General features: G+C 59.4%; 13 protein-coding genes. 3 read left to right on the top strand and 10 right to left on the bottom strand.

Annotated features, from left to right (window positions below):
- Nucleotides 1-22 precede the first annotated feature (22 nt).
- Nucleotides 23-973, bottom strand: a complete 951-nt coding sequence (locus JFB92_RS14530; protein WP_199040089.1) for a recombinase family protein — start codon at nt 971-973, stop codon at nt 23-25.
- Between the two features lie 298 nt (nt 974-1,271).
- On the opposite strand from JFB92_RS14530, the gene JFB92_RS14525 reads away from it, so the two are divergent.
- Nucleotides 1,272-1,673 (top strand): DUF4234 domain-containing protein, encoded by a 402-nt coding sequence (locus tag JFB92_RS14525; RefSeq protein ID WP_199040086.1) that lies wholly within the window; start codon nt 1,272-1,274, stop codon nt 1,671-1,673.
- A 105-nt stretch (nt 1,674-1,778) separates the two neighbouring features.
- On the opposite strand, the gene JFB92_RS14520 is transcribed toward JFB92_RS14525, so the two are convergent.
- The 9 genes from JFB92_RS14520 to JFB92_RS14480 all read right to left on the bottom strand — a co-directional run bounded on the left by JFB92_RS14520 (nt 1,779) and on the right by JFB92_RS14480 (nt 8,312).
- On the bottom strand, nt 1,779-2,090 hold the full coding sequence (locus JFB92_RS14520; RefSeq protein WP_199040083.1) for a hypothetical protein: 312 nt from the start codon (nt 2,088-2,090) through the stop codon (nt 1,779-1,781).
- Nucleotides 2,091-2,178: 88 nt separating this feature from the next.
- Nucleotides 2,179-3,228 (bottom strand): DNA-methyltransferase, encoded by a 1,050-nt coding sequence (locus JFB92_RS14515; RefSeq protein ID WP_199040080.1) that lies wholly within the window; start codon nt 3,226-3,228, stop codon nt 2,179-2,181.
- The gene (locus JFB92_RS14510) at nt 3,225-4,001 is read right to left on the bottom strand and encodes a replication-relaxation family protein (RefSeq protein ID WP_372451649.1); all 777 of its coding nucleotides are present in this window, start codon (nt 3,999-4,001) and stop codon (nt 3,225-3,227) included. The genes JFB92_RS14515 and JFB92_RS14510 overlap by 4 nt, the downstream gene beginning before the upstream one ends.
- Before the next feature lie 170 nt (nt 4,002-4,171).
- Complete coding sequence (locus JFB92_RS14505) at nt 4,172-6,358, bottom strand: type IV secretory system conjugative DNA transfer family protein (protein WP_199040075.1); 2,187 nt, start codon at nt 6,356-6,358, stop codon at nt 4,172-4,174.
- Nucleotides 6,359-6,847: 489 nt separating this feature from the next.
- Complete coding sequence (locus tag JFB92_RS14500) at nt 6,848-7,030, bottom strand: hypothetical protein (protein WP_199040072.1); 183 nt, start codon at nt 7,028-7,030, stop codon at nt 6,848-6,850.
- Between the two features lie 99 nt (nt 7,031-7,129).
- Nucleotides 7,130-7,303, bottom strand: a complete 174-nt coding sequence (locus JFB92_RS14495; RefSeq protein ID WP_199040069.1) for a hypothetical protein — start codon at nt 7,301-7,303, stop codon at nt 7,130-7,132.
- An 82-nt stretch (nt 7,304-7,385) separates the two neighbouring features.
- Nucleotides 7,386-7,634, bottom strand: coding sequence for a hypothetical protein (locus JFB92_RS14490; RefSeq protein WP_199040066.1), 249 nt, complete (start codon nt 7,632-7,634; stop codon nt 7,386-7,388).
- Nucleotides 7,631-7,930 carry a hypothetical protein gene (locus tag JFB92_RS14485; RefSeq protein WP_199040063.1) on the bottom strand — a complete coding sequence of 100 codons (300 nt, stop codon included), beginning with the start codon at nt 7,928-7,930 and terminating at the stop codon, nt 7,631-7,633. Before JFB92_RS14485 ends, JFB92_RS14490 begins: the two co-directional genes overlap by 4 nt.
- 82 nt (nt 7,931-8,012) lie before the next feature.
- Nucleotides 8,013-8,312 (bottom strand): hypothetical protein, encoded by a 300-nt coding sequence (locus tag JFB92_RS14480; protein WP_199040060.1) that lies wholly within the window; start codon nt 8,310-8,312, stop codon nt 8,013-8,015.
- Between the two features lie 68 nt (nt 8,313-8,380).
- Here JFB92_RS14480 and JFB92_RS14475 point away from each other — a divergent pair, with 68 nt between their 5' ends.
- Entirely contained in the window at nt 8,381-8,941 is a 561-nt protein-coding gene (locus JFB92_RS14475; RefSeq protein WP_199040057.1) for a hypothetical protein, read from the top strand.
- 48 nt (nt 8,942-8,989) lie between these two features.
- Entirely contained in the window at nt 8,990-12,025 is a 3,036-nt protein-coding gene (locus JFB92_RS14470; protein ID WP_199040054.1) for an NACHT domain-containing protein, read from the top strand.
- The last annotated feature ends 145 nt before the right edge of the window (nt 12,026-12,170 follow it).

The following is a 12,170-nucleotide window of genomic DNA, read 5'->3' as shown; positions in this document are numbered from 1 at the left end:
TCACCACGTAATCAACCCTCTATCACAGCCGGGGCGATTCATTGCGCAGCATCTTGTGGACGCCGTTGATGCTCATCGGCTTGGCCGTCCACTTCCGCGTCGCGCGGGTCTGCAGCCCTCGGGCGTTGAGCGCGTCGACCAGTTGGCGGATTGCCCAGTCGCCGAGGGCGTACTGCTCGAACGCCCACTTCACCAGCGATGCGCGTTCGGGGTCGATGATGACCGTGCGGATGTCCGCGCCGTCCTTGAGCTCGCGGTGGTTGAGGTAGCCGATCGGTGCCCGGTACGGCGTGCCACCAGCTTTCGCCTTGGTGGTCATGCCCTTGAGGACTTCGACGGCCAGGTTGTCCGAGTGGTATTGGGCCACGTCAGCCATCATGTTGTAGAGCAGGCGCCCGGCGGGTGTCTCGTCGACCGGTTCGGAGACCGAGATGAGCTTGGCGCCCGCCCGGGCGATGGCGGCGTTGATCTCGACGTCATCAGCTCGGTTGCGCGCGAGCCGGTCGATCTTGTGCACGACCACGTAGTCGATCTTGCGAGATTTCAACTCGCGCAGCATCTTTTGCAGCTCAGGGCGGTTGGCGGACTTGGCTGATTCGCCCGCGTCCACGTACTCCTCGACCAGGATGCCGCCGAGCTGGCGCACCTTGATGAGGCAGGCTTCGCGCTGGGCCGGGATCGAGTAGCCTTCCAACTCGCCCCCGACACGGGCTTGCTCTTCGGTGCTTACCCGCAGATAGATCACGACACGTCGCAGGCGGTCACTCGTCTCCTGTTCCTTGCCCTGCAACTCGCGGAGCATCGAGCCCAGCCCGCTTGAGGGGTCGTTGAGGCGCCCGATCAGCTGCTCGCGCTTGCCCTCGTAGCGAGCGGTCCTGGCGTACCGAATGCTGGTGCTCTCTGCGGGTTTAGTGAGATCAAGATCCATTCCTTGATCCTCGGCCGTGTATTCCGTTGAATCGTCTTTCCGCATGCCGTTCCTCCTTTCGTCCGTGCGGACGCGCCCACGCGCGTCTCAGCGCAGGCAGGGTACACCTGGGAAAACGTCCCCGCCAATCCGATCACGTCTTATATAAATGCATTCCCATATATTTATTATTTCAGCTTTTTCAACCTCTGGGAGCTGCGGAATTTTCAGCATTTGGCGAGCCTGTTAGAGTTACTGAGTTTGGGATGAATCGAGCGGGCATTCTACATGGAGATCTGCTCTCCGCAAGTCGGATTGCTGAGAATCAGTTCGTCTCGCTCATCGGACAGGTTTGATGCCATGTATGACGGGTTCTGCAGGCAAGAGACGCAACGTCGTGCTGATCTGGCTGGTGTGGCCGCTGATTACGCTCGGCATCTACTCCTTCGTCTTCTGGTACAAAATCAACCGTGAGGCGCGCGATTTCGACAAACGCATCGAAGTCGATCCGGTCGTCTCGCTCATGGCGGTCCTGTTCGGGCCGCTCATCATCGTCCCGCCGTTTGTCTCCATCTACAACACAGGCAAACGCATTGCCCGAATGCAAGATGCGGCAGGACTCAACTCGAGCTGTAACCCTTGGATCGGGTTCATCCTGATCTTCTTGTTCGGACTTCACACTCTCTACTATCAGATGGAACTCAATCGGATCTGGGACCACTATGACAACCCGACCGAAGGTAGCCTCGTCACCCTCGCCAGGTGACAGCTTCGAGACGGGCCAGAACGGTCAAATGGGAATGAGGGTGAAGAGCGGCAGTAAAGCCTGCTCTTCACCCCGTGAGGCAACCGAGCCAGTCGTCTTCGACGTTCAGCTCTGGTTGCTCTTGCGACGAGGCGTCGCCTTCGCCGTCTTAGCGTCCGCTTGAGCGTCGCTGCCGAACAGCGCTTGGATGGCGTCGCGTCGAGCCGCCGCTTCGCGCTCGATCTCTTCGAGTGCGGCAGCGGCACGGTTGGCGAAGTCGCCCTCCTCGCGCTTGCGGGCCACGTACTCCTCGACCGCCCTCCTGAGCGCATCGGCCAGGGACAGGCCGTCCAACTGCGCCACCAGGGTGAACTGCGCGTGCAGCTCGTCCGGCAACTTGATACCTAGCGTCTTTACGCCCGAATTCTTGGGCTCCATAACGCCCCTCCTCGGTGTGGTGCGGCTGGCCATCTCCGTATGAGATGACGATCGTCAGCCGCAGTCCACCGGCGAGCCCGGCCGTAGTTCATGGGCTCCGGCTCTCCCTCGCGCTCGATGGGCGGTGCTCCGCTCGCCACTCGGCCAGGCGGCTTCGAGCCAGCGCCACATACACCGGGTTCAACTCGCAGCCGATCCAGTCCCGCCCGTGCATCTCAGCTGCCAGTGCTACCGTGCCCGAGCTCATAAACGGATCGAGGACAACGCCCGGCACCGTCCCGGCGTCGCAGGTGCAGGCTGGGCGCAGCTGGCCGAGTCGCGGCGGGTGCTGGCTGCGGTCTACCTTTTCCCGTACCCACGGTGTGCCGCATTCCGCGCACGCCTTCTCGGGGCAGGTGGCGAGTAGCGGTGTCTCGACCAGCCCCAGTGGGAAGGTGGCGAAATGTTCACCCCGATAAGCCGCAGTAGACAGCTGCCAGACGTCGGTCGGGTTCTTCCCTAGGGGGTGTGCCACCTTGCCCGAGCCCTTCATGCGGTTGAGCCCGCGGTTGTCGTCGACGCCGCCACCTTCCGGCAAAGCGTCGTCTGGCAGGTAGCGATACCCCTCTACGTCGGTTCTCCGGCCGGCCATGGAGCGTGGTGGGACTCGGACGGCGTCAAGGTCGAAGAAGTAGCGCCGTGAGCGTACTAGGAGGAACAGCACCTCGTGGCCGCAGCTGAAGCGGTCGGCCACGCTCGAAGGTATGGGGTTGGTCTTGGCCCAGATGATCTGGTTGCGCATGATCCACCCGTCCTCATTCAAGGCCAGCGCTAGCCGCTGCGGCCCGAGTAGGAGCCCTTTCGGCGGTACGCCTTGCCTGATGTGGTTGCTGTAGCCGTCACCGACGTTCAACCACAGGGCGCCACCCGGCTTGAGAACGCGGGCGAGCTGGCGGCAGATGCCCACGAGTGCGCGCACCCAACCGTCCACGTCGCTCTCCAGGCCGAGCTGCCCGGGATGGCCGTAGTCGCGCAGGGCGAAGTACGGCGGGCTGGTGATGACGCAGTCCACACTTGAGTCCGGCAGCTCAGACAGACGCTCGCGGGCGTCGCCTTGGAGAATCTGCCCGAGCGGCAAGCGATCGCGTCGGGTGCTCATCGCTCGCCCTCCTCGGTAGAGAGGAGTTGTATAGCGTCGCCGAGCAGCGCCACCCGAAACAGCGCTTGAGCATCGTGCGGCAGGTGACGAATCACGTCCGCGAGCTGTTCGGCACGACGCGTGGCCTCGACCAACCACAGCACCGCTGGAAAGACGTCGTGCGCCTGCTGCTCGATGCCGCTGCGCCAGTATGAAATGTAGGTGTGGCATTTCTTGGCGATGGTCGGCGCGCTCTCGGTGCCCATGTCCACCTCGACGAACGCCACCAGTTCGACGGCGCGCACGCCAAGGCGGATATACGCATCGGGTTTGAGTGTGACTGTCTGCCCGCTGATACCAGCGAACCGACGCCAGCAGGCCGGTTCGGCATCGAAGGCGAGTAGTTCAACGTCACCACCTCGACTCGCCTCGACCACCTGCACGTATAGCTCGGCCACCGCCAGGACATGCCGCTGGTGCGGCGGGCTGGTCTCCCACACCCGCCGTCGTCGCTTGCCAGTCGGGCCGTCGACCTCGAGGACGGCTTGCCCGTAGCCGGAGAGCCCGTAGACGAATCCGGCTGAGCCAGCCCGTACGCCGCCGACTCTTCGGCCGAGACGCACCACGACCTTCAGCTCACTCAGGCGCTGAAGCAACGCCCGTGCCCGTCGCGCTCTGGTAGCGGTCGAACCGTCCGCGACGTGAAGCCGAGCGAGTTGGACACCGGTCAGGAGGCGCAGCTTATGGAGGGAGCGCAGAACCGCGAAGTCCCGCTCGCTGAGTTTCTGTCGCAGTCGTTCTACACGGCCGCGCGCGGGGCGAGTCGTCGGTGAGTGCTCACCAGACGGCTCAAGAGTCGTTGCGTCCTGCGAGCTGATTTCGCACGTCGGGGTTGACCCTTGCTCAGCTCGATCGGTAGGCCGACCGGCAGCCTCAGTTTCACCCCTGTTGGTAGGCCAGCCGCTCATGCCGACCTCCTTGGCTTCGTCCCGATGGGACCGACAGGCGGCAGGTCACCGCCTTCCCAGCGGGCGAGTTGCGCTTTGTCCAGCTCGGCACCGTCGACGCCGTAACGGCGCTCGCTCTCTCGGCGCAGCTCGTTCGGGTCGCTGGTCCACGGCGGCAGCGGCTGAGTCTGTACGGAGAACGGCATGGTTGGACGACGATCGAGGAGAAGTTGCGCGCAGGCCTGGAACGCGCGCAGTCGCAGGAGATCGTCGCCGGTGAGGTCACCACCGAGGCTGGAAGCTAGCGGTTTGGCATCGTCCGTCGCTGGTCGAAAGACCACCCGAGAGCGGGCATTGGCGAGGACTGCGGCCCGCTGGTTCGCGTTGAGTTGGCCGAGGTGTTGATGTGCCAGCGTCCACCCGACGCCAAGGCCCCGGGACTGCGCCAAGGCTTCGCCGAAGTCGAGGCCGCCGGAGAGGCGTAGGTAATCCTGGAACTCGTCGACGACCATCATCACGGGATGGCGCTTCTCGTCCGGAACTGCCGCGCGGCGCTGGGCCGCCGACCACACCTGACTCAGCAGCAGCGCGCCCAGCAAGTTTGCCGCTGGCGCTCCGAGGAGCCCGCGGTTGAGGTTCACCAGCACGATCCGCCGCTTGGTGAACAGCTCCTCGAGGTCGAACTTCGGTGTGGCCTGGCCGAGCATTCGGCGGGTGGTCTCGCGGCTGGTCAGGGCTCGAAGCTTGTTCAGCAGCGGCGCGATGACCTGAGCGCGTTCGCCCTCAGAAAGGCCGTCGAACCAGGCGAAGAACGGTGCGAGGGTGAGCGGGTCGCCGACCTCCCTCAATACCCGCCGCCTGAAGCTTGGATTCGTGAGCAGCATGGGGACATCGCAGATAGTCCCGTCCTTGAGACGGCTCGCGGCGATAAGTGCATGTAGCGCCACGTCAGTGGTGCGCGGCCCGAAATTCGTCCCGTGCATTTCTGAGAGTAGGTGCACGATCTGGTCCGCTCGCCGCTCGGCCTGTCCTCGGTCTCCGCCGAGCACGTTGATGCCCACACTGCGCTCGCTCGCTGGGTCGATCACCACCACGTCTTTACGGCTCTTAGCAGGAATCCGAGCGAGGATGTCTCGCACCAGATCGCCGCGCGGATCCACAACAAGGACCGAGCGCCCTGCTGCGATATCCGCAAGCGAAAGCCCACACAGGAGTGTGGACTTACCTGAACCTGTCGGCCCGATGAGGTGCAGGTGATGCAAGCTCGTTCCGGGCGGCACCGTCACCAGTCGGCCGCGCTGGACTGGGTGCAGGCTCTCACCGAGCACCCTCTGCTTCGACGTCGCAGCCTCACGCTCGTCCACCAGCAGCTTCGCCGGGACCTCGTTGATGTGCCCACCGGTAACCGGCAGCGACTCTGAAGGCGTGTCCTGAACAGGCCAGCCCAGCAGTGCGGCCAACTCATCGGCATTGAGCAGGCAGGACCAGCGCAGCGCTGACCCGGTTGGCTTGTTGATCCGCCGGGCTCGCGCTTCGCTCGCACGGCTCATCATCAGCGCGGCGTGCTGGCTGTTCGCCAGCTTCACGGCGCTCCCGATCCTCTGGATAATCCCGCGTGCCCGCTGCGGACTCTCCGCACTTGCCCCGATCCGACCTTGCACGGCGAACAGCGCCTCAGCGGCCTTGAGTTGCCATGAACGCGATTCCCGCGAGTCGCCAACGGACGGCGCCCGAAAACCCATCGCTTCAGCCAGACTCAACGGCGAAGGTGGACGCTCGGAGGGTTGTGCGGGGCCGAGCACCCATTGCAGAGAAGCGGCCTCACCCTTACTGAGATGAGAAAGCACCTCACCGAGCTGCGTGCCGATCGCTCCCGCGGTATCTGATCTGAGCGTCGCCGCCAAGGTGGAAAGCCGAACGTCCGCCGCGAGGTGCAGTGACTGCCGATGCGAGGTCGAGGCCGCCATACCCAGACGCGGCAGGTGGGCGTGGAAAGCTTCGGCTATCTGCCCGACGATGCGGGCGTCTACCCCAAGCCGCCAGCCGACTCGGCCGTTCTCACCCCAAAGTTCGAAGACCACGAGCGGAGTCGAATACGTCCAGCCGACTTTCGGGCGATGGGCGAGCGGGCGGAGGAGTGTGGTCACGTCCGCGAGGTCGATGTCCCGCGGCGGCGTGAGGTCGAACCAGCGCAGCTCACGCATCGCCGGGCTCCTCGTCCTCGGGACCGGAGGGCGGCCGGACGCCTGGCTCGCTTGGCGGTTGCTCTTGATGGTGCCGTGCTTCGAGCTCCACCCTTGCCAGCTCCAAGCACGCTCGCGCCAGCTTCCGTATTTCAGGGCGCTCGCGCTCCTCTCCAGTGACGTGAACCGATTCTGACGACGTTTCGCTCATACCCACCCTCCTTTCTGAGATGACGTTGACCTTGGACTTGCCAGGCGATTCGAGGCACCACGAAACCACCCCGCATACAAGGCATGGCCTATCGCTGAACCCAGGAAACGACCGACAATCGATGACGCGGGGATGATCCGGCGCGCTCATATCCAGGCGAATTGGCCTGTGGCGCTTTGTCTTCCCGCTACTTTCATTGTGGGGGAAAGTGATTGACTGGTAAACGGCTTTGCCTTCTTTGACAACACCGACCGGCAGGCGCTCACCGCTGGCGTTGCCACAACCGAAAGTCCAGCCCTTCACCGCGACCAGCCCCGCGTGATGAAGAAGTACACGACACCCATCACCACGATCGCGACCAGCAGCGGCACGAGCGGCCGCAGCAGCTCCCATACCAGCCGCGCACCGTACGCCAGTGCCACAACCACGACGATCCAGCCGACGATCCGGCCGGCTGCGGGGACTCTTGGCCGATCACTCATGAAAGCACCGCCGCTTGAGCGACCTTGTACCAGCTCACCTGGCATTCCTCCTCTCACGAAGTGGTGGGCAGGCACGAGACCGCACCTGCCCACCGGCTACTACCTGTTGTCCTCGTCCACTGCAGAATCGCGCTGCTTCAATCCGTCCCAGGCCGCGTTCAGCTCCTGGTCACGGTGAAGCTCGACCTCGAGATCGCTAAGCTGCGCTTCACGCTCGAGCTGCTCGTGGTCCTCGCGCTTGCCGACGATCTGCTTCCGAGTCCGCCTCGGCACATGAGTCCTCCTTGGTTAGTAGTTGATTCCTTGGGACCGGCCGCCTCCGCACGCGGGGCGGCCGGAAGGGTGAGACGACGGGCTACGTGGCGTCCCCGTGCATGTCTCGACGGGCCTTGATGGCCTCGTCTCGCATCAGGTTGCGCGCCCGCCAGAACGCGAGATGAATCCGCTGCGACTGCTCCAGCGCCTGCCACCGTTCCTCGAGGACGGCTTCACGGGCACCGAGCTCGCGTTCTCGCTCTTCGTGCCAGTACTGGTGCAGGATCCATCCGCCGACGACACCGCCGACGATGAGGAGAAGGACGAGCACCACGATGAAGGTGGTCACGGGCGACCGACCTCGTTCGCGGCGTAGAGGGCGTAGGCATCGGCGATTGCTTTGTACCGGGCCTCGCCTAGCGGTGCGGCCTGAAGGTACAGAGCCTCCTCGTTGCTGAGAGCGGCGGCGTTGGACAGCGCCACGTGTGCGACGAGAGCACGGCCCTCAACCCGAGCGGCCTGGACCACGGCATTGCCGCGCTCCCGCTCGACGGCCTTGGTGACCTCGCGCGGAACGCGGCTCACGGGCCGGTCTCCGCGCAGGGATTCGAGCGCGTCGCTGAGACGCGGGGTGAGTTCTGACATGATGGTTTCTCCTCTCTTGGAGTTGGTGGAAATGAGACCTGGATCCGCCGGGCCGAGCTGTAATGCCCGGCGGATTCGGGAGCTACTTGACGTTGCGCCAGTGCCCTTGTTGCCAGAGGACTTCGATCTCGAGCTCGACGTCCGACTTGTTCTTGCCGTCGCGGATCAGGTGCTCTGCATCCTTGGCCCACTTAGAGCGGCGCGGCCTTTTCGGCTCTCTGCGGTTGTCCCTCGGTTGTTTGGCGATGCGCTTTGGCATGTTTTCTCGGCTCCCGTTGATTGGGAGGTCGAGAACCCGGGTTTCGAGCTGTAATGCGATGTCAGAAGCGACGCTAATAGCTGACGATCGAAACATGAACGCTTCACCCTCAGAATTGACCATCAATTCCCACCTCATTCCACCCTCACGGCTGATGGTGGAATGAGGGTGAGGCTGGACAGCATGATGCAATGCATATTGCAATGTGTGCAGATTCATGCTTAACTGTTAAGCAGAGAAATGCTATGGAAAGAACACCTAGAGAACCCGGCAAGCACGACTTTCAGCGGCCGTATGGCGTCGCAAACATGTCAGTTCAGGAGCTACTTCGACTCAGCCAAGAAGTAGGCAGAAAATACCAAGAATCACGAGAGCAGCTTCACCCAGATAATCTCGAACGGCATGGAGCATTAGACAACCTAAATGCCCTCACTGAAGAGTTGCGACTGCTTCCACAAGACAATCCGGAAAGATCTATCGAGTTTTTTGTTAAGCTCTCAGAGAGCAAGAATTCGTTCGACCGGGAACATGTGGCTGCTGCAATTGATGAGATTGCTAAAGTCAACCCGGAACTTGGAACATCACTGTGGGTGAAATTGATACGCGATTCGGAAGGAACCGTTTATGAATATGCACACGGGGCTATAGAGCGCGCCGCCGAGGATAGCCATTTCCCAAAGGAGATTCTGGGAGTCCTGGCAGCCGATCTAGCTAACGCTCTTTGGGCTTCTCAAGATCGCTACGGCGAATAACCTGAACCTGCGGCATGGTCTCCACGTCTGATGTCGTATATTCGTCCTGTGACGGACGAGCAGGAACAGGAGCAGGCAGAAACGCTAGCGCAAGGACTCTTGAGGCTCGCACAGCTCGGCCTAGTCGGCGCCCTCAAGGAAAGCAATGAGCGCGGGCGAAAGGCTGACTCCGGCGGACTAGGTCGTCTCTTCAGAGTTGTCCAGACGCTTCATCCGGACAAATGGAACGATTCGGAAATAAGTCGAGTTCAAGCAATCAGGGCTGTCTTGCACCAAGCCATTTCGGGCAGCGAATTTGATGTGCGGGTGAGGCCCAACAGTACTGTCACTTTTCGCGACGCAGTCAGTTTGCTCTATGGGCTGACCTCAGCAAGCGAAGATGAACTCAACGCATATCCACGAAAGCAGTATTACTCGACCCTGATAGCAATTCTTCAGTCGAGAATGTCCTATCAGGGCGACAAGAATTTTTACAGAATAACTAATGAGGTAAGAAATCGCCTCGCATTTGCATTGAAAGACCTCATTGACGCTTCCAAAACTGAGGTATCTCCTCGTTCAAATCTATCACCGCTGGGCGAATTCCATCCGCAATATCAAAATGACAACGACAGTGAACACTATTTCGAGCCTTACTTTCGGCGCAACAATAGAACATCGCTCGATACGACGGCCAAAGAAGTTACTGAGAAAATTGCTGACAAGATGCGCCAGGAGCTGCGCGCCGAGGAACGACTCCGACGTCTCCAGGATCCATTTCCGCTTCCCGTAACTGTAAAAGGGTCTGATAATCTGATTATCGATCACTGGGCCAACATTAGGATGCAACCTAACCACGACGCTCCCATTGAACTTTCGGGGAAAGCCGCTAATCTCAAGCAGATCTTCGACCGAATACCTTCAGGTCGGATGGTCGTATTGGGTGAAGCTGGGTCGGGAAAAAGCATACTCGCGAATCAATTTGCACTTGCCATACTGGAAGATCGAGAAAGGAATCCTAAAGGCACATCAATCCCGATAGTGTTTCAGCTGTGGTCATGGAACCCCATGAATGAAAATCTGCGTGACTGGATGGCAGATACGATTGTTCGAGATTACTTCGGCAGAGCTGAATCCCGACGACGGAAGCGCGCAATTAAGTTTGCCTCGACATTGATAAGCAGCGGCTGCGTATTCCCCATACTCGACGGGCTTGATGAAATAGCTCCATCTTCACGACAGGACGCAATTGCAGACATCAATAGGTCCTTCAGTTCTGACGAAGGTTACTTGCTCACGAGTAGGCCGGAGGAGTATAAGGCCGCAGTGCAGGATGATGTGCTAACTGCGGCTGCTGTTGTTGAGGTTCAAGAGCTCTCCTTCGATGAAATTGCCGCCTATCTTCCGCTCACAGCCAAGTCGCTCGATACTGAGACCCGTCTCACTAAGTGGGATCCGGTGCTTGACTATATGAGAAGCAATCCGAATGACGCTCATTGCAAGCTTCTGCTTGAAGCTCTATCCACACCACTGATTGTGTCACTTGCGCGTGCTAATTACAGTGAAACGGACAAGGATCCCGGGGAAATGCTGGACTCCACGACCTTCCGTAGTGTAAGCGAACTTAAGAATCACTTGCTGGATATACTTGTCGATTCATTGTACTCACAATTGCGAAATGACAATAGTCGGGTGACATATGGGAGCCGGCCACACAAGCCCAACGATGCCCGAAAATGGTTCTCCTACCAAGCCGCTCAGCTCCATTTTCGCCAGACGCGCACATTGCACTTGTGGGACCTCGGCGCTGGATCTGCAACTCCCTTCGTACTCTTGGCGATCGCTTCAGCAGTAGTGGTTGCCTCGCTATCGAGTACATTCATTGCAATTGCCATGATCATGCTCCTACTGCCGCATTTGTTTATAAAGCCAGAAGCCTTTGCTAGTCGACTACGAACTGGATTGATTCCCAATTACAAGACTGTGCCACCGGCCACTCGACATCGAGACTCTCTTCGCCGAACCCTTGATAGGCCTCCATCCATATACTTGATTTTCGCTTCTATGTATGTAGTTGCCTACACCCTCATCATAATCATAAATTCCCTCGAGCCATCGCCAGCAGGTACTATCTATGTCCAGCAATTGGGTGGTGTGATAATTGTTGGTTTCATTTTTCTCACGACTCTTTCTAAGTTGGCTACCGAAAGTATCCATAACTCGCCATTCCGAAGTATGCAGAGATTTCGGATCTATCAAGCTGTCTCCGGTGTACTTGCCGTCATACCTCTAATCGCTGTGACGGCCATCGAAGTCCGCAGCTTCGAGCCTATGTTGATCGCCTCTGTAATTGTTACCGCATATTGCATTATTCGCCTCATAATTTTTGACATTGTAGGTCAGTGCTGGCTCGCTCTTACGAGGCGAGGGCCGCTCCCTTGGAATACTAATAAGTTCGTGTCTGGTGCTCATCGGATGGGAATCTTTCGGGTATCTGCGGGATCCTACCAATTCCGCCATAGTCTTCTTCAGGACCGACTGGCGCGATGGCACCTAGCTAGAGAGCGAAGGTTTCTGAAATATGGTTCTTGGCACTTCATTGCCTGTGTGAATCTTTGTGTCGAGCTTATAGGTTCCGGAAGATCAGAACTTGCCGGACTTGTGATCGAGCCATTGCGAAGTTCCAAAATTCCGAGATTCGTCTCGCGTCAAACGAAGTTCGACTACATCCTTGTGTTGCGAGCCTGTGGAAAGGAAACTCAAGCCGAAAGTGAATTGCGACGTTTCATAAAGAAGCTACATTCTCCAATTTTTACTTGGCGTCTTTCGTACCCAGGAGTTTCTCTGGATCTACAAGTGCAGATCGTGCTAGACACACTAATTCCAAAGAAAGAACTTGCCGATCTATTTCTCCAAACCGATAGGCATGGAGAGGCGCTCGCGACTTACAGAGGGCTCATACGTGAGATTCGTGTGGCAAGCCGCAGGTTGAGATGGGTAGGGCGCTCGAGGAGGATACAGGTAAGGCAACTCCTTGACGCGGAGCGAATTGAGGTATCCCGGCTAATTGGCTCTGCACGGAAAAGGCAGAAGCCTCGCTGTTGATATGATGGGACCGCGGATGTCTCCCATCAGTTCCCGTATTATTAGTGCATTGCTTCCCTCAATTGTGGTTCAGTGAGCTGATTGTTTGCGTAACTTTCGGTGTCGAATGTCGACGATTTCCTTCACAGTCGCCTCCGGGTTGCCT

Origin of the sequence: Glycomyces salinus (assembly GCF_016428645.1) — a bacterium.
Taxonomy (GTDB): Bacteria; Actinomycetota; Actinomycetes; order Mycobacteriales; family Micromonosporaceae; genus Glycomyces; species Glycomyces salinus.
Note: the sequence above shows the minus strand (reverse complement) of the source record. Positions and strands in the feature narration are given on the sequence as shown.

Excerpts from the sequence above, each read along its gene's own strand:
- JFB92_RS14530 (WP_199040089.1), bottom strand. The coding sequence starts at position 973 with ATGCGGAAAGACGATTCAACGGAATACACGGCCGAGGATCAAGGAATG.
- JFB92_RS14525 (WP_199040086.1), top strand. The coding sequence starts at position 1,272 with ATGACGGGTTCTGCAGGCAAGAGACGCAACGTCGTGCTGATCTGGCTG.
- JFB92_RS14520 (WP_199040083.1), bottom strand. The coding sequence starts at position 2,090 with ATGGAGCCCAAGAATTCGGGCGTAAAGACGCTAGGTATCAAGTTGCCG.
- JFB92_RS14515 (WP_199040080.1), bottom strand. The coding sequence starts at position 3,228 with ATGAGCACCCGACGCGATCGCTTGCCGCTCGGGCAGATTCTCCAAGGC.
- JFB92_RS14505 (WP_199040075.1), bottom strand. The coding sequence starts at position 6,358 with ATGCGTGAGCTGCGCTGGTTCGACCTCACGCCGCCGCGGGACATCGAC.
- JFB92_RS14500 (WP_199040072.1), bottom strand. The coding sequence starts at position 7,030 with ATGAGTGATCGGCCAAGAGTCCCCGCAGCCGGCCGGATCGTCGGCTGG.
- JFB92_RS14485 (WP_199040063.1), bottom strand. The coding sequence starts at position 7,930 with ATGTCAGAACTCACCCCGCGTCTCAGCGACGCGCTCGAATCCCTGCGC.
- JFB92_RS14480 (WP_199040060.1), bottom strand. The coding sequence starts at position 8,312 with ATGGTCAATTCTGAGGGTGAAGCGTTCATGTTTCGATCGTCAGCTATT.
- JFB92_RS14475 (WP_199040057.1), top strand. The coding sequence starts at position 8,381 with ATGCATATTGCAATGTGTGCAGATTCATGCTTAACTGTTAAGCAGAGA.